Source organism: Vibrio sp. 10N.261.55.F4 (assembly GCF_041470465.1).
In the GTDB taxonomy this organism is placed as follows: Bacteria; Pseudomonadota; Gammaproteobacteria; order Enterobacterales; family Vibrionaceae; genus Vibrio; species Vibrio crassostreae_C.
The window spans coordinates 18,597-35,244 of sequence record NZ_JBFRMM010000013.1; the positions used below are offsets into that span (position 1 = coordinate 18,597).

Below are 16,648 nucleotides of genomic sequence, written 5' to 3' on the forward strand. Positions count from 1 at the left end.
GTTAATCGAAAGAACAGGAAGTTAGAGTAAAGTATGGCAGAAGAACAAGATGCACCTAAAGGGAAGAGCAAGCTCCTTATCATCATTATAGCGGTAGTCGTTTTGCTGCTTGGCATAGGTGGTGCGCTGTTCTTTTTCTTAGGCTCCGATGATAGTGCCTCTGAATCTCAGTCTCAGCCAGCCACCGCAGTGGTCGCAGCAGAGCCTGTCATGTATGTTAATATTCCTCAGCCTTTCTTGTTTAATGTGACGGGGGATAAAAAAGATCGCCTAGTTCAGATAAAAGCACAGCTCATGGTACGTGGCAGTAAGAATGAAGACCTGGCTCGTTACCACTCTCCACTTGTAGAAAGTACGCTACTGGCCACGTTCGCTTCGGCAACGGTTGATCAATTGCGCTCACCAACAGGCCGCGTGGAACTGCGTAATAAGGCAACAGAAGATATTAAAGCAAGCCTGGCTCAAGCTGTTGGCCAGCCTGTGATTGAAAAAGTGTTATTCACTGACTTCGTAATTCAATAGGTAATTTGTGACCGATTTATTAAGCCAAGACGAAATTGATGCGCTGTTACATGGCGTTGATGATGTTGAAGAAGTTGAAGATGTCTTAGAAACCGAAAATGACAATGCGGTCAATTTCGACTTCTCATCTCAAGATCGAATCGTCCGTGGTCGAATGCCGACCCTTGAACTTATTAACGAGCGCTTCGCACGTCATATGCGTATCAGCTTGTTTAATATGTTACGTAAAACGGCTGAAGTGTCGATCAACGGCGTACAGATGATGAAGTTTGGTGAGTACCAAAACACATTGTATGTACCCACCAGTTTAAACATGGTTCGTTTCCGTCCATTGAAAGGTACGGCACTCATCACCATGGAAGCTCGTCTGGTTTTCATTCTCGTAGAGAACTTTTTTGGCGGTGATGGTCGTTTCCACGCCAAGATTGAAGGTCGTGAATTCACGCCTACTGAAAGACGAATCATTCAGTTACTGCTGAAAATTGTTTTTGAAGATTACAAAGAAGCTTGGTCGCCAGTGATGGGGGTTGAGTTTGAATACTTGGATTCCGAAGTGAACCCAAGTATGGCGAACATTGTGAGCCCAACCGAAGTGATTGTTGTGAGTTCGTTCCACATTGAAGTGGATGGCGGTGGTGGTGACTTCCACGTTGTCATGCCTTACTCCATGGTTGAGCCGATCCGTGAACTGCTGGATGCGGGTGTTCAATCAGACAAGATGGAAACCGATGTTCGTTGGAGTACCGCACTGCGTGATGAGATCATGGATGTGCCCGTCAATTTCCGCGTGAATTTGCTAGAGCAAGATATTTCCCTTCGTGATCTGATGGAGCTGCGCCCTGGTGATGTTATCCCAATGAACATGCCTGAGCACGCAACCATGTTTGTCGAAGAACTGCCGACTTATCGTGTGAAAATGGGCCGTTCTGGTGAGAAGCTTGCAGTACAGATTTCGGAAAAAATTCAAAGACCACATGTGGTTAAAACTGATCTCGCTTTTCTAGGTAAAGACTTATTGTCTGAGCTCGAAAACAGTGATGATGACGACGAATAGTAAAATAGATAAAAGTATAGGAATTGGTAATGGAACCTAGTGAAGATCAAAAGCTAGCAGACGAATGGGCTGCAGCACTTGGTGAAGATCCTTCAGCGCCGTCAATTGATGTTGATGATGTGCTTGCGGCACCACTTGATGAGCTAACCGATTCATCATCTCCGATTTCTGAAGATGAGCGTCGTAAGCTGGATACCATTATGGATATTCCAGTGACTATTTCGATGGAAGTTGGTCGCTCTCAGATCAGTATCCGTAATTTACTTCAGTTGAACCAAGGTTCGGTTGTTGAGCTAGATAGAATTGCTGGTGAGTCACTGGATGTGATGGTAAACGGTACCTTGATTGCTCATGGTGAAGTGGTTGTGGTGAACGACAAGTTTGGTATTCGTTTGACTGACGTTATTAGCCAAACAGAACGAATTAAGAAGCTGCGTTAATGAGCTTTTTGTCTCAAAGACTTGCGGGCTCTTTTCTCGGAATGACAGGTTTGTTACGAGGAATCTTGGGAGTAGGGCTATTAACGGCTCCTTCCATTGCCTTTGCAGCAACACCGCCTTCTCTCGATTTAGCGACCACCTTTGGGTCGCTAATTTTCGTTATAGCCTTCATTTTATTTATTGCTTGGCTACTCAAGCGAATGCAAGTACCTGCGATGTCGAATCAACAAGGTTTGGCGATTGTTAGGCAAATCCCTGTTGGTACTAAAGAGCGCATCGCTATTGTGCAAGCGGGTGATGAACAGTTCTTGGTAGGGATTACCACACAATCGATTCAGCTGATCTCTAAGCTTGATAAACCTCTTACTCAGGAGATGCTGGAAAAAAGTACATTTTCAAGTCAGCTTTCCCAGCTAATAAAAAAAGATGCAAACAAGTAACGGACTTTTGAACTCCTCTTACTTTCACCAAGCCGGAGTTTTCCGAACGGTGAAAGTGTGGTTGGTTCAGCTTATTCTCCTATGCTCAATCGTATTCAGTGTGTCGGTATTTGCACAAGCTGAAGACGGCACCGTCATTCCTGCGAATACCGCTGGCTCGGAATCGGTGACTATCAGCACGATGGAACAAGACCAAGCCAAATCGACAACCATGACCACGGGCAGCTTAACTGGCAATGGTGGCGGCATACCAGCCTTTACCATGACAACCAATGCCAATGGCGGTGAAGACTACTCGATTAACCTGCAAATTCTCGCGTTAATGACCATGCTTGGCTTCTTGCCGGCGATGGTGATTTTGATGACATCGTTCACTCGTATTGTGGTAGTGATGTCTATCTTGCGTCAGGCGATGGGTCTACAACAAACACCGTCTAACCAAGTCATTATTGGTATTGCGATATTCTTGACCTTCTTCATCATGTCGCCAGTGATTAACCAAGTGAACGAACAAGCAGTTCAGCCATATCTTAATGAACAGATCTCGGCACGACAGGCATTTGATGTTGCCCAAGAACCGATTAAATCCTTCATGCTTAAACAGACTCGAATCAAAGATCTTGAAACCTTTGTTGAGATTTCTGGTGCGGAAGTGACTAACCCTGAAGATGTTTCGATGGCGGTTCTGATTCCAGCATTTATCACATCGGAATTAAAAACGGCTTTCCAAATCGGCTTTATGCTGTTTTTGCCGTTCTTAATCATCGACTTGGTGGTGGCATCGGTATTGATGGCTATGGGTATGATGATGTTGTCACCGATGATTGTATCGCTGCCGTTTAAGTTGATGCTGTTTGTTCTGGTTGATGGCTGGAACTTGATACTCTCCACACTCGCCGGCAGTTTTGCCTTGTAGCTGGGGGAATAATGAATCCTGAAATATTCGTAGAGTTGTTCCGAGATGCCCTTTGGATGGTACTGATAATGGTATGTGCCATTATTATTCCTAGCCTATTAATTGGTTTAGTCGTAGCGGTTTTCCAAGCTGCGACGTCTATCAACGAACAAACATTGAGTTTCCTACCGCGTTTGATCGTGACGTTATTGGCGTTGATGATGTTTGCTCACTGGATGACTCAGATGATGATGGAGTTTTTTTTCGAACTCATCGAACGCTTACCGCAAGTTCTGTATTAAACCTATATGGAATACCCAACGAGCCTTGTACTAGAGTGGTTAGCCAATTATTTTTGGCCATACACTCGCATCTCAGCCATGCTGATGGTAATGACGGTAACAGGGGCACGCTTTGTGTCGCCGCGTATCCGTCTGTATTTAGGTTTGGCGATCACCTTTGCTGTGATGCCCGCAATCCCTGCTGTTCCTAAAGAGATTGAGCTGCTGTCCTTCCAAGGATTCTTGACTGTATTTGAACAAATCGTGATTGGTGTCGCCATGGGGTTTGTTACTCAGTTTTTGATTCAAACTTTTGTTATGCTCGGTCAGATTTTAGGTATGCAATCGAGCTTGGGTTTTGCCTCTATGGTTGACCCTGCGAATGGTCAAAATACGCCAGTACTTGGCCAACTGTTCATGCTGTTAGCGACCATGTTTTTCTTGGCGACCGATGGTCACTTGAAAATGTTGCAACTGGTAGTGTTCAGCTTTAAAACTTTGCCGATTGGCAGTGGGTCTTTAACCGCCGTCGATTTCAGAGAGCTGGCATTGTGGCTTGGCATCATGTTCAAAACAGCATTAGCGATGTCGTTATCGGGTATTATTGCGCTGCTGACGATTAACCTTTCATTTGGCGTAATGACACGTGCGGCACCTCAGCTAAACATATTTTCTTTGGGTTTTGCATTTGCGCTACTCGTGGGTCTGTTACTTTGTTGGTACATCCTTGGCGGCTTGTTTAGCCACTATGAGCTATTTTGGATACAAGGCGAGCAACAGATATGTCGTCTAATCCGGTTAGATTGCTAGGAGACTGAAATGGCAGAGTCAGACGGTCAAGAACGCACAGAAGACGCCACGCCCAAACGCTTGCAACAGGCCAAAGAGAAAGGGCAGGTTGCAAGGTCAAAAGAGCTGGCGTCAGCATCGGTATTGATAGTCGGTGCGATTTCTTTAATGTGGTTTGGCGAATCGATGGCGAAGGCTTTGTTTGAGGCCATGCAACGCCTGTTTTCACTCAGTCGTGACGAGATTTTTGATACTAACAAGCTACTGGAAATAGCGGGTGGAGCATTAGTAAACCTATTGTTCCCACTGTTTTTGATTCTCATCACTTTGTTCGTTGCTGCTGTGATTGGCGCTGCGGGTGTTGGTGGGGTCAATTTCTCAATGCAAGCCGCTATGCCAAAGGCATCTAAACTCAATCCTTTGAGTGGTATCAAGCGTATGTTTGGCTTACAAAGCTGGGTTGAACTGCTGAAATCTATCTTGAAAGTGGCTTTGGTATCGGGCATGGCCATTTATCTGATTCAAGCTTCTCAACATGACTTGATGCAGTTGAGTATGGATGTGTACCCACAGAATATATTCCATGCCTTAGATATTTTGCTCAACTTTATCCTATTGATCAGTTGTTCTCTACTCATCGTGGTCGCCATTGATATCCCATTCCAGATTTGGCAACACGCCGATCAGCTGAAGATGACCAAGCAAGAAGTTAAAGACGAATTCAAAGACACTGAGGGTAAGCCCGAAGTGAAAGGTCGTATTCGTATGCTGCAACGAGAAGCCGCTCAACGTCGAATGATGGCTGACGTTCCTCAAGCGGATGTGATTGTGACTAACCCTGAGCACTTTTCAGTGGCGCTGCGCTATAAGCAGAATCAAGATAAGGCACCAATTGTAGTTGCTAAAGGTGTCGATCACATGGCGATGAAAATCCGTGAAATCGCGCGAGAAAATGACATCTATATTATCCCAGCACCGCCATTGGCTAGGGCGCTTTATCACACCACAGAGCTCGAACAACAAATTCCTGACGGTCTGTTTGCGGCAGTTGCACAAGTGCTTGCATATGTTTTCCAGCTTAAGCAATACCGAAAAAAAGGTGGAGAGAGGCCAAAACTGCAAGATTCTAATATGCCGATCCCACCTGATTTACGACATTAGATCAATTGCTTGAGCTCAGCTTGATGAACCCTGATAATAGCAACTTAGCTACCCCTCTTGTTTCCGAGGTGATGGCGATAATTTGACGTGAGATGTTGGTACAGTGTTTGCTATATCAATTCCGAACATATTAGCCCATAGCAACATAGCTTAGACCTAGGCCTCAATCTGCTTAGTGAGATAGCTACAACATAGCGAAACTGCCTAGATTTATGAAATTCACCCTGCCTTTTGCGGACAAGCTACCTAAAATTCCTAACCGTGCCATGCCTGCGATTGGCGCGCCTGTTATGGTGCTTGCAACGCTTGCTATGGTGGTGTTGCCCATTCCAGCTTTCTTGTTGGATATGTTCTTCACCTTCAACATTGCACTGTCTATGGTTGTGCTATTGGTATCGGTTTATACCCGCAGGCCTTTAGATTTCGCTGCATTCCCGACCGTCCTGCTGATTGCGACTCTACTTCGATTGGCCTTGAACGTTGCTTCGACACGTGTGGTATTGCTCCATGGTCACGAAGGTGGCGACGCGGCAGGTAACGTGATTGAAGCCTTCGGTAACGTGGTTATCGGTGGTAACTACGCGGTTGGTTTAGTGGTGTTCTTGATTCTTATGATCATCAACTTCATGGTTGTAACCAAAGGTGCGGGTCGTATCTCGGAAGTAAGCGCGCGTTTCACGTTAGACGCCTTACCGGGTAAACAGATGGCAATCGATGCCGACTTGAACGCAGGTTTGATCGACCAAGACCAAGCGCGTCTGAGACGTTTTGAAGTCACCAAAGAAGCTGACTTCTACGGTTCGATGGACGGTGCTTCTAAGTTTGTTAAAGGCGATGCGATCGCTGGTATCTTAATCTTATTCATCAACATCATTGGTGGCTTGAGCATTGGTATGGCTCAGTTTGATCTTGGTTTTGGTGAAGCAATCGAAATCTACACGCTACTGACTATCGGTGATGGTCTGGTTGCACAAATTCCATCTCTATTACTGTCTATTGCAGCTGCGATGATGGTAACGCGCCAAAATACTGATGAAGATATGGGTGAGCAACTTGTCTTCCAGATGTTCGACAATCCAAAAGCCTTGATGATCACCGCCGCCATCCTTGGCATCATGGGTATTGTTCCGGGTATGCCACATTTCTCGTTCTTGAGCCTTGCCATCGTTGCAGGCGCGGGGGCGTATTACATCGATAAAAAGAACAAGAAGAAGGCGGAAGAGCCTAACCTTCCGGCGACAGTTGAAGCGAATGGAGAAGTAGGCTCTCAGAAGGAGCTCTCTTGGGATGATGTTCAACCTGTCGATATTATTGGTTTAGAAGTGGGTTACCGTTTAATTCCTTTGGTTGATAGAGACCAAGGTGGTGAATTGCTTGAACGCGTTAAAGGTGTGCGTAAAAAGCTGTCTCAAGACTTTGGTTTCTTGATCCCAGCGGTACACATTCGCGATAACCTAGAACTGACACCAAACAGCTACCGTATTACCCTGATGGGTGTTGCTGTGGGTGAAGCTGAGATTAAGCCAGACATGGAGCTCGCGATTAACCCGGGCCAAGTCTATGGCATGATCGATGGCGAGCCGACGATTGACCCTGCCTTTGGCCTTGAAGCGGTTTGGATTCGTGAAGAGCAGCGTGAACACGCACAAGCTCTAGGTTATACCGTTGTAGATTCTTCTACAGTACTGGCGACACACCTTAGCCAACTGCTAACCAACAACGCATCGCAGCTCATTGGCCACGAAGAAGTTCAGAACTTACTTGAGATGCTCAGCCGCTCAACACCTAAGCTGGTGGAAGGTTTTGTACCGGATCAATTGCAGTTGGGTGTGGTTGTGAAAGTGCTACAGAACCTGCTGAATGAAGCTATTCCAATTCGTGACATTCGAACCATAGTCCAAACTTTGTCGGAGTATTCAGGTAAGAGTCAAGAACCTGACATACTTACTGCGGCGGTTCGCATCTCATTGAAGCGATTAATTGTTCAGGAAATCAATGGTATAGAGCCCGAGTTACCAGTGATAACCTTGATTCCTGAGCTGGAACAAATCTTGCATCAAACCATGCAGGCATCCGGCGGAGAATCTGCTGGTATTGAACCTGGTTTAGCCGAACGTTTACAGACCTCTCTCAGCCACGCTACACAAGAGCAAGAGCTGAAAGGTGAGCCCGCGGTACTATTGACCTCTGGCGTGTTGCGTTCGACTCTGGCTAAGTTCGTGAAGAACACGATCCCAAGCTTGCGAGTCTTGTCTTACCAAGAAATACCGGACGAAAAGCAGATACGTATAGTACAAGCTGTTGGTAATTAAGCCGCCTAATTAGAACGGACAATCGAATTGAAAATTAAACGATTTTTTGCAAAAGATATGCGAACGGCTCTGCTCCAAGTTAAAGAAGAACTTGGTTCAGAAGCGGTGATCATGTCTAACAAAAAGGTCGCAGGTGGCGTGGAAATTGTTGCCGCTATTGATGGCGAATCCAGCCCGTCGACAGCGAGCCAGAGATTAAATAAACCTCAGCAGCCTGCACAAAGCCAATATACGCAAATGGCCGCGCCCGCAGCTCCTGCTGGGCGACGTCAACTAGACGATGACAAGGTTAGCCTACAGTCGAATGTTGAAGGTGGACGCTCAATGACTAAGCGCTTTGCGAATATGCTTAAGCAATACAGTCATGGCGCCGATGATGAGCCACAGCATCGTGCAGAAAATGAAGATTCATTGTCAGCATTGCTCAATCGCCAATCAAGCACGGGCCATAAGCCTCATAGTCATCAGACTCAAAGCAATTTGCAGTCTCATGGCCATCAGCAGTCTCACGGTAACCAACAGTCTCACGGAAATCTTGATTCTGCATTTGCTCGTGAAACGGGTTTGTCTAAGTTGATTGCTGAAGACCGCAGAGTAGAGCGCCCGACACCTCGCTTGGATCCTACCCGTTATGATCGTGGTCGAGAGAACACTCAGTCCAAAGGTTCTGATACTGAAATGGAAACGATGCGCGAAGAGATGACCTCAATTCGTCGTCTGTTAGAGCATCAAGTTTCTGGGTTGATGTGGCAAGAAGTTGAGCGCCGTGAACCACTGAGAGCCATGCTTATTAAGCGCCTTGAACGTATGGGTGTATCTGCAGAGCTTGCCGATCAAATGGCTTGCTACATTCCTGAAGATACTAAACCTGCACGTGCATGGAAGGCTCTGTTAGCTCTGGTTGCTGACCAAATCTCCGTTACACAAAAAGATATTTTAAAACGCGGCGGTATTGTGGCTCTACTTGGCCCAACCGGCGTGGGTAAAACAACGACTGTTGCAAAGCTAGCTGCACGTGCTGCCATGGAATATGGCGCTGATAACGTCGCACTAGTGACAACTGACACATATCGTATAGGTGCACATGAGCAGTTATCGATCTACGGCCGAATTATGGGTTGTCCTGTAAGAGTTGCTAAAGATTCTAGCGAACTGGCCGATGTAATATATCAGTTACGTAATCGTCGCCTGATTCTGGTCGATACTGCAGGCATGGGACAACGAGATGTTCGCCTATCTGAGCAGTTAGACACATTGATGCAAGAGAGTGGTTCCGTTATCAATAGCTACCTTGTGTTGCCTGCAACCGCGCAACGCAAAGTGCTGCAAGAAACAATTGAACACTTTAGAAGAATCCCGTTGTCGGGATGCATCATGACTAAGCTGGATGAATCCCTAAGTCTAGGTGAATTCATCAGTGTCGTAATACAAAATGCATTACCAGTTGCTTACATAGCAAATGGTCAACGAGTTCCTGAAGATATCGTTATAGCTCAGCCAAAGTACATGATTGCTAAGGCTAATGAGCTATTAGAAAAATCTACAGAGAATGAACCTCATTACTGGAATAGCGATTCTGAAGGGCTCTAGGCGGCGGATAAATATGAATGAAAATATGATACATGACCAAGCTAGCGGCCTCCGTCGCTTAACCAAGCCTTCACTCACAAAAGTTATCGCTGTAACCGGTGGTAAGGGAGGCGTTGGTAAATCTAATGTGACGTTAGGTATGGCTATTTGCATGGCGCGCCAAGGCAAAAAAGTCATGGTGCTAGATGCCGATTTAGGACTAGCGAACGTCGATATCATGCTAGGTATTCGTTCTAAACGAAACCTTGGGCATGTGTTGGCTGGCGAATGTGAACTTAAGGATGCGATTGTCGAAGGGCCGCACGGAATTAAAATTATTCCAGCGACATCGGGCACTCAAAGCATGACTGAACTTTCACACGCACAGCATGCTGGTTTGATTCGCGCATTCGGTTCGCTTGAAGACGAGATGGATATCTTGTTGGTTGATACCGCAGCCGGTATTTCGGACATGGTGATCAGCTTCTCAAGAGCGGCGCAAGACGTGGTTGTAGTGGTATGTGATGAACCTACCTCGATCACGGATGCATATGCTTTGATTAAGCTTTTAAGCAGAGAACACCAAGTTCAGCGATTCAAAGTTGTTGCAAATATGGTCAGAAGCTACCGCGAAGGCCGAGAATTATTTGCAAAGTTGACTTTGGTCACAGAGCGCTTCTTGAATGTGAGCCTCGAACTCGTAGCATGTATTCCTTTAGATGATAAAGTACGTCAATCAGTCAAGAGACAGAAAATCGTAGTCGATGCGTTTCCTCGCTCTCCAGCTGCATTGGCAATCAGCTCTTTGGCTAACAAAGCCTTGACCTGGCCAATACCAAAAACACCGAGCGGACACTTGGAGTTCTTTGTTGAAAGGCTGCTGAATCGTACTGAATTTATAGAGGAACCATTTGGTGAATAAAGCGCTTACTTACGACCAACACGCTAATCACAATAGCCAACAGGCTTTTTTTGAGAAGTACTCTGTGTTGGTTAAACGTATCGCTCATCACTTGTTGGGGCGATTACCGCCTAATGTATTGGTTGATGACTTAATTCAAGCTGGCATGATCGGCTTGATTGAAGCGCAACAAAACTATGATGGTACCAAAGGCGCAAGCTTTGAGACGTATGCTGGTATTCGGATTCGCGGGGCAATGTTGGATGACATTCGCCGTGGGGACTGGGTGCCGAGATCGGTTCATAAGAACAATCGAGAAATCAGCAGTGCAATTGCGGAATTAGAGGGTATCCTCAACCGCGACCCGAGTGATGCCGAAGTGGCAAAACACATGGGGCTCAGTTTAGAGCAGTATCACAGTGCTTTAACTGACATTAATTGCTCAAGACTGGTTGGAATTGAAGATTTAGGCGTCTCAGATGATGTAATATCTCCGAATGAAGACTCTCAAGATAATACGCCTTTTCAAGGGGTTGCTGATGAGTCATTCCGCCAAGCTTTGATCGATTCGATAAAACAACTTCCGGAAAGGGAAGGCCTTGTGCTTTCGCTTTATTACGACGAAGAACTCAATTTAAAAGAGATTGGGGAAGTGTTAGGTGTCAGCGAATCTCGTGTCAGCCAAATACTGAGCCAATCTATGCAGCGTTTACGCACTAAGTTAAGTGCTTGGACACAGAACGACTAACAACACTGATCCTATTCAGTGGAGGCTAATTTGAACAAAAACATGAAAATTCTCATTGTTGATGATTTTTCAACGATGCGCCGAATTGTTAAAAACCTACTTCGCGATTTAGGTTTCAACAACACTCAAGAAGCAGATGATGGCTTGACCGCGTTACCTATGCTGAAAAAAGGCGAATTTGATTTCGTGGTAACTGACTGGAACATGCCAGGCATGCAAGGGATTGACCTGCTTAAACACATTCGCGCAGACGCAGAACTTAAGCACCTTCCAGTGCTTATGATCACAGCTGAAGCGAAGCGTGAGCAGATCATCGAAGCTGCGCAAGCGGGTGTTAATGGTTACATTGTGAAGCCTTTCACTGCTGCAACGCTGAAAGAGAAACTTGATAAGATTTTTGATCGCTTATAAGCATCAATAAATTTAGGCACTTCTAGGTAAACACTGACTGATAAGTTATCTGTTTATCTCGATAGCCTAAGCGCACAAAGTATGCGGAGTAAGGCCGAATTCAGGATGATTTCATTAGAACAAGCAAAAAAATTAGTAGAGCTGCTTGAGAACGATGAGCAGCAAAATGCTGATTCTCTTGTGAGAAGCATTTATGAAGATAACTTTAGTCTTCAAGACAATCCAATGCTTCAAGAAATAGGAAGTCTGACACGCGACCTCCACGACTCTTTGACTCAATTCAATTTCGATGAACGCATCAGCGTTATCGCAAATGACGAAATCCCTGATGCAAGGGATCGCCTTCAGTATGTCATTGATAAAACGGAAGTTGCGGCAAATAAGACGATGGACGCTGTCGATCGCTGTATGCCAATCGCAGACAACCTACACGAGTGTTTACTTCAAGTAAGGCCTCAATGGAATGAACTGATGCATGGCCGCATTGAGCTGGCACAATTTAAAGCTTTATGTCACCGCATTGATGGATTGCTTGTCCAAGTAGAAGGCGACAGTACTGAACTACGCGGACAATTGACTGAAATCTTGATGGCTCAGGATTTCCAAGATTTAACTGGGCAGATAATTAGCAAAGTTATTACCTTGGTGAATGAGGTGGAAGGACGTTTGGTCGAGATTCTCACGGTATTCGGTGCGAATCAAAAAGAGCCAACTCCAGAGTCAGAGAAGAAAGCATCGATTGCGCCTGAAGGTCCAATTATGAACCCAGAAGAGCGCGAAGACGCTGTCGCATCTCAAGATGAAGTCGACGATTTGTTATCCAGTCTTGGATTTTAAAGGTAACGTATGAGCTACGATTTAGACGAAGATATTCTTCAGGACTTTTTAGTCGAAGCAGGAGAGATCCTTGAACTCCTATCAGAACAACTGGTAGAGCTTGAGAATAACCCTGACGACAAAGACCTATTAAATGCTATTTTCCGTGGTTTCCATACAGTAAAAGGTGGTGCTGGTTTCCTAGCATTAACTGAGCTGGTGGATACTTGTCATGGTGCTGAGAATGTGTTCGACATTCTGCGAAACGGCCAACGCAGCGTAACATCAGGTTTGATGGATACCATGCTGCAGGCGCTAGATACAGTTAATGTACAGTTTCGCGCCGTGCAAGATCAGGAACCTCTAGTACCAGCTGACCAATCTTTATTGGATGAACTTCACCGTCTCTGCAAACCACAGTCCGCCGATGAAGTGGCACCAGTAGAAGCGCCTGCACCTATTATCCCTGAACCTGTTGTTGCAGCGCCTGAACCTGTTATTGCTCCGGAACCTACTGCTGAAAGCTCAAACATCAATGCATCTTCAGTCGATGATATCTCTGAAGATGAGTTTGAACGCTTGCTTGATGAGCTTCACGGTAAAGGTGGTTCACCAACATCGGCTTCTGCACCAACACCGCCGCCAGCACCTGTTGCTCCTCAGCCAGTTGCTGAGAGTGGTGATATTACTGATGACGAATTCGAAAAGTTATTAGATGAACTGCACGGCGCGGGTAACAGCCCGACTGCGGCAAGTTCAACGCCTCCTCCTCCGCCAGCGCCTCCAGCAGCACCTGTTTCAGCAATGTCTGAAGGCGATGATCTGATGACTGACGAAGAGTTCGAGAAGTTACTTGACCAACTACATGGCTCAGGTAATGGACCTTCGATTGAAGAATTGGATGCAGCGACTAAGCCTGCAGAAGTTAAGGCAGTAGCACCTCAAGCTGCGCCTAAACCTGCCGCGCCAGTTGCCGTTAAAGCTGAGTCAAAACCGAGCGCTCCAGCAAAAGCTGAAGTTAAAGCGCCGGCCAAGAAGCAGCAAGCTGAAGCAACAGTTCGCGTTGATACATCAACACTAGACACCATCATGAACATGGTAGGTGAACTGGTATTGGTGCGTAACCGACTTGTCAGCCTAGGCCTCAACAGCAACGACGAAGAAATGTCGAAAGCTGTCTCTAACTTAGATGTTGTTACTGCAGACCTACAAGGTGCAGTAATGAAGACTCGTATGCAGCCGATCAAGAAAGTATTTGGTCGCTTCCCAAGAGTTGTCCGTGACCTTGCTCGTAGCTTGAAGAAAGACATCGTTCTTGAAATGCGTGGCGAAGAAACGGACCTTGATAAAAACTTAGTAGAAGCACTTGCTGATCCCCTGATTCACTTGGTGAGAAACTCGGTCGACCATGGTATTGAAATGCCAAGCGACCGTGTTGCTGCGGGTAAATCACAAACGGGTAAAGTGATTCTGTCTGCCTCTCAAGAAGGTGACCACATTGAACTGGCTATCGTTGATGACGGTGGCGGTATGGACCCTGATAAGCTTCGTGCTATCGCGGTTAAACGTGGCCTGATGGATGAAGATGCAGCGTCTCGCTTATCAAATAAAGAGTGTTTCAACCTGATTTTTGCTCCTGGCTTCTCAAGCAAAGAGCAGATCTCGGATATCTCTGGTCGTGGTGTGGGCATGGACGTTGTGAAAACAGCGATCAACACACTGAACGGCTCTATTGATATTGATTCAGAAATGGGACAGGGCACCAAGATCACCATCAAGGTTCCACTAACCCTAGCGATTCTACCAACCTTGATGGTCGGTGTTGCCGGTCATCCATTTGCATTGCCATTGGCTTCTGTAAACGAGATCTTCCACCTAGATTTAAGCCGCACAAACGTGGTTGATGGCCAGCTGACGATTATCGTTCGCGATAAGTCTATTCCGTTGTTCTACTTGCAAAACTGGCTTGCTCCTAAAGCGGGTATTGTTGAGCTGCGTAAAGGGCACGGCCATGTTGTTATCGTACAACTTGGTAGCCAACGTGTTGGTTTTGTTGTCGATACGCTTATCGGTCAAGAAGAAGTCGTGATCAAGCCGCTTGATAAGCTTCTGCAAGGCACGCCAGGAATGGCAGGTGCGACAATTACAAGTGACGGACACATTGCATTGATTCTAGATGTGCCGGACTTGTTGAAGCAGTACGCAGCTGCGTCAAGAATTTAATTTAAGGATAAATATGGCGATTAAAGTATTAGTCGTTGATGATTCGAGTTTCTTTCGTCGTCGCGTTAGCGAGATCATCAACTCAGAGGCTCGCCTAGAAGTCATTGATGTAGCAGTAAACGGTAAAGAAGCCGTTGAAAAAGCGAAACAGCTAAGACCTGACGTAATCACGATGGATATTGAAATGCCTGTCATGGACGGTATCACTGCCGTTCGTGAAATCATGGCCGCGTCTCCAACGCCTATTTTGATGTTTTCATCGTTAACGCATGATGGAGCGAGAGCAACGTTAGATGCGTTAGATGCAGGTGCTCTCGACTTCCTTCCTAAGAAGTTTGAAGACATTGCACGTAACCGCGACGATGCAGTTGCATTGCTTCAACAGCGTGTGATTCAGATTGCAGCGAAGCGTGCGTTTATGCGCCGTGCTCCTATTGCGCCGAGAGCGACTGCGACGACTGCAACATCTACGCCATTGCGCCAACCGATTTCAACAGCAGCTTCGACTTCGACAGCGAAGCCTGCGGTTGCATCAACGGCGAAATTCAGAGCGTCAGGTAAGAAGTATCAATTAACAGCAATTGGTACGTCGACTGGCGGCCCTGTTGCTCTACAGAAGATTTTGACTCGCATCCCTGCTAACTATCCACACCCAATTGTGTTAGTTCAGCATATGCCAGCAACTTTTACCGCTGCTTTTGCGAGCCGATTGAACACCTTGTGTAAGATTGAAGTTCGCGAAGCGCAAGACGGTGATGTGTTAAAACCTGGCGTGGCGTATCTTGCTCCGGGTGGTAAACAGATGATGGTGGATGGCCGCGCAGGGTCTGCACGTCTAAGAATTATCGATGGCGGCGACCGCATGAACTACAAGCCTTGTGTGGATGTCACATTCGGCTCTGCAGCGAAGATCTACGGCGACAAAGTGTTGTCTATGATCCTGACTGGTATGGGCGCAGATGGTCGAGAAGGTTCGCGTATGTTGAAAACTGCGGGCTCGACAATTTGGGCACAAGACGAAGATAGCTGTGTTGTATATGGTATGCCTCAAGCTGTAGCAAAAGCTGGCATTTCTACTGAAGACCTCCCTCTAGACCGTATCGCGGAAAGGATCTTGGTTGAAGTTGGGTTAGCTTAGGTAAATCGAAATGATTGTTTGGAGTGTTGCAAACCAAAAAGGTGGTGTTGGTAAAACGACCACGACCGTGACTCTAGCAGGTTTACTTGCGTTGAAGGGGCACCGTGTTCTGTTGGTTGATACTGACCCACATGCATCACTGACCACCTATCTGGGTTACGATTCAGATACGGTGGAATCGAGCCTGTTTGATCTGTTCCAGTTGCGTGAGTTTAACGTGCAGACGGTAAGACCTTTGCTTTTACAAACAGAAGTCGAAGGTATCGATATTATCCCTGCGCACATGTCTTTGGCGACATTAGACCGTGTAATGGGAAATCGAAGCGGCATGGGGTTGATCTTGAAGCGTGCTTTAGCCGCTTTGAAAGACGACTATGACTATGTATTGATCGATTGCCCGCCAATTCTGGGTGTGATGATGGTCAATGCATTGGCTGCTAGCGATCGTATATTGATTCCGGTACAGACTGAGTTTTTGGCGATGAAGGGCTTAGAGCGCATGATTCGCACTTTGACCATCATGCAGAAGTCTCGCAAAACACCGTTTAAGGTTACGATTGTCCCGACGATGTACGACAAGCGAACCAAAGCCTCACTGCAAACATTAACGCAGCTCAAAGATGATTACCCAAACCAAGTTTGGACGTCTGCTGTGCCGATTGATACCAAGTTTCGAGACGCGAGCCTAAAACGCTTGCCAGCCTCTCATTTTGCATCGGGTAGCCGTGGTGTATTTGCTTATAAACAGTTGCTTATTTATCTCGAAAGGTTGGCGATAAATGAGCGCGAATAAAGAATCAACAATGGCGCAGCCAAGTCTCTCTAGTGAACAAGCACTGGATGATTACTTTACTGCGTTATTAGGCGATGAAAGCTTTGAATCTGACGATTTTTTTGTTGACGAGTCGAGCGACGAATCACAATCTGAAGAGCCAGAGCCAGAGCCAG

The 16,648-nt window shown here is 46.2% G+C and carries 17 protein-coding genes and 1 pseudogene; all 18 read left to right on the top strand.

The features are described from left to right. Nucleotides 1-33 precede the first annotated feature (33 nt). Nucleotides 34-522 carry a flagellar basal body-associated protein FliL gene (gene fliL / locus AB4249_RS07200; protein ID WP_107899306.1) on the top strand — a complete coding sequence of 163 codons (489 nt, stop codon included), beginning with the start codon at nt 34-36 and terminating at the stop codon, nt 520-522. 7 nt (nt 523-529) lie between these two features. Continuing rightward, the gene (gene fliM, locus AB4249_RS07205) at nt 530-1,576 is read left to right on the top strand and encodes a flagellar motor switch protein FliM (RefSeq protein WP_017060676.1); all 1,047 of its coding nucleotides are present in this window, start codon (nt 530-532) and stop codon (nt 1,574-1,576) included. Between the two features lie 29 nt (nt 1,577-1,605). After that, on the top strand, nt 1,606-2,016 hold the full coding sequence (gene fliN / locus AB4249_RS07210; protein ID WP_004739851.1) for a flagellar motor switch protein FliN: 411 nt from the start codon (nt 1,606-1,608) through the stop codon (nt 2,014-2,016). Further along, nucleotides 2,016-2,456, top strand: a complete 441-nt coding sequence (fliO, locus tag AB4249_RS07215; protein ID WP_017060675.1) for a flagellar biosynthetic protein FliO — start codon at nt 2,016-2,018, stop codon at nt 2,454-2,456. Before fliN ends, fliO begins: the two co-directional genes overlap by 1 nt. Then, a complete protein-coding gene (fliP, locus tag AB4249_RS07220) occupies nt 2,443-3,372 on the top strand; it encodes a flagellar type III secretion system pore protein FliP (RefSeq protein ID WP_372102683.1) in 930 nt (309 codons plus the stop codon). The genes fliO and fliP overlap by 14 nt, the downstream gene beginning before the upstream one ends. Nucleotides 3,373-3,383: 11 nt before the next feature. Then, nucleotides 3,384-3,653, top strand: coding sequence for a flagellar biosynthesis protein FliQ (gene fliQ, locus AB4249_RS07225; RefSeq protein ID WP_004736211.1), 270 nt, complete (start codon nt 3,384-3,386; stop codon nt 3,651-3,653). A gap of 6 nt (nt 3,654-3,659) precedes the next feature. Continuing rightward, complete coding sequence (gene fliR, locus AB4249_RS07230; RefSeq protein ID WP_004736212.1) at nt 3,660-4,442, top strand: flagellar biosynthetic protein FliR; 783 nt, start codon at nt 3,660-3,662, stop codon at nt 4,440-4,442. 9 nt (nt 4,443-4,451) lie between these two features. Beyond that, nucleotides 4,452-5,582, top strand: coding sequence for a flagellar biosynthesis protein FlhB (gene flhB, locus AB4249_RS07235; RefSeq protein WP_004736213.1), 1,131 nt, complete (start codon nt 4,452-4,454; stop codon nt 5,580-5,582). A gap of 212 nt (nt 5,583-5,794) precedes the next feature. Next, nucleotides 5,795-7,894 (top strand): flagellar biosynthesis protein FlhA, encoded by a 2,100-nt coding sequence (gene flhA / locus AB4249_RS07240; protein WP_372102686.1) that lies wholly within the window; start codon nt 5,795-5,797, stop codon nt 7,892-7,894. Between the two features lie 27 nt (nt 7,895-7,921). Next, a complete protein-coding gene (gene flhF, locus AB4249_RS07245) occupies nt 7,922-9,484 on the top strand; it encodes a flagellar biosynthesis protein FlhF (RefSeq protein WP_029235190.1) in 1,563 nt (520 codons plus the stop codon). A gap of 13 nt (nt 9,485-9,497) precedes the next feature. Beyond that, nucleotides 9,498-10,385, top strand: coding sequence for a MinD/ParA family protein (locus AB4249_RS07250; RefSeq protein WP_017060668.1), 888 nt, complete (start codon nt 9,498-9,500; stop codon nt 10,383-10,385). Next, nucleotides 10,378-11,112, top strand: a complete 735-nt coding sequence (locus AB4249_RS07255; RefSeq protein ID WP_017060667.1) for an RNA polymerase sigma factor FliA — start codon at nt 10,378-10,380, stop codon at nt 11,110-11,112. Before AB4249_RS07250 ends, AB4249_RS07255 begins: the two co-directional genes overlap by 8 nt. A 42-nt stretch (nt 11,113-11,154) precedes the next feature. Then, nucleotides 11,155-11,523: a chemotaxis response regulator CheY gene (gene cheY / locus AB4249_RS07260; protein ID WP_016767062.1), complete on the top strand. Its 369-nt coding sequence runs from the start codon at nt 11,155-11,157 to the stop codon at nt 11,521-11,523. A gap of 105 nt (nt 11,524-11,628) precedes the next feature. Continuing rightward, on the top strand, nt 11,629-12,360 hold the full coding sequence (locus AB4249_RS07265) for a protein phosphatase CheZ (protein ID WP_017064113.1): 732 nt from the start codon (nt 11,629-11,631) through the stop codon (nt 12,358-12,360). 9 nt (nt 12,361-12,369) lie between these two features. Then, entirely contained in the window at nt 12,370-14,562 is a 2,193-nt protein-coding gene (locus tag AB4249_RS07270) for a chemotaxis protein CheA (RefSeq protein WP_372102688.1), read from the top strand. Nucleotides 14,563-14,575: 13 nt separating this feature from the next. Continuing rightward, nucleotides 14,576-15,700 (top strand): chemotaxis response regulator protein-glutamate methylesterase, encoded by a 1,125-nt coding sequence (locus AB4249_RS07275; protein WP_017060664.1) that lies wholly within the window; start codon nt 14,576-14,578, stop codon nt 15,698-15,700. 10 nt (nt 15,701-15,710) lie between these two features. Then, complete coding sequence (locus AB4249_RS07280) at nt 15,711-16,493, top strand: ParA family protein (protein ID WP_017071206.1); 783 nt, start codon at nt 15,711-15,713, stop codon at nt 16,491-16,493. Continuing rightward, nucleotides 16,480-16,648: pseudogene (locus tag AB4249_RS07285) on the top strand (chemotaxis protein CheW); the annotation flags it as partial. The gene AB4249_RS07280 and the pseudogene AB4249_RS07285, both read left to right, overlap by 14 nt.

Coding starts and splice junctions, on each gene's coding strand:
- AB4249_RS07280 (WP_017071206.1), top strand. CDS start 15,711: ATGATTGTTTGGAGTGTTGCAAACCAAAAAGGTGGTGTTGGTAAAACG.
- AB4249_RS07275 (WP_017060664.1), top strand. CDS start 14,576: ATGGCGATTAAAGTATTAGTCGTTGATGATTCGAGTTTCTTTCGTCGT.
- flhA (WP_372102686.1), top strand. CDS start 5,795: ATGAAATTCACCCTGCCTTTTGCGGACAAGCTACCTAAAATTCCTAAC.
- fliQ (WP_004736211.1), top strand. CDS start 3,384: ATGAATCCTGAAATATTCGTAGAGTTGTTCCGAGATGCCCTTTGGATG.
- AB4249_RS07265 (WP_017064113.1), top strand. CDS start 11,629: ATGATTTCATTAGAACAAGCAAAAAAATTAGTAGAGCTGCTTGAGAAC.
- flhB (WP_004736213.1), top strand. CDS start 4,452: ATGGCAGAGTCAGACGGTCAAGAACGCACAGAAGACGCCACGCCCAAA.
- fliO (WP_017060675.1), top strand. CDS start 2,016: ATGAGCTTTTTGTCTCAAAGACTTGCGGGCTCTTTTCTCGGAATGACA.
- fliR (WP_004736212.1), top strand. CDS start 3,660: ATGGAATACCCAACGAGCCTTGTACTAGAGTGGTTAGCCAATTATTTT.
- fliP (WP_372102683.1), top strand. CDS start 2,443: ATGCAAACAAGTAACGGACTTTTGAACTCCTCTTACTTTCACCAAGCC.
- AB4249_RS07250 (WP_017060668.1), top strand. CDS start 9,498: ATGAATGAAAATATGATACATGACCAAGCTAGCGGCCTCCGTCGCTTA.
- fliN (WP_004739851.1), top strand. CDS start 1,606: ATGGAACCTAGTGAAGATCAAAAGCTAGCAGACGAATGGGCTGCAGCA.
- cheY (WP_016767062.1), top strand. CDS start 11,155: ATGAAAATTCTCATTGTTGATGATTTTTCAACGATGCGCCGAATTGTT.
- AB4249_RS07270 (WP_372102688.1), top strand. CDS start 12,370: ATGAGCTACGATTTAGACGAAGATATTCTTCAGGACTTTTTAGTCGAA.
- fliL (WP_107899306.1), top strand. CDS start 34: ATGGCAGAAGAACAAGATGCACCTAAAGGGAAGAGCAAGCTCCTTATC.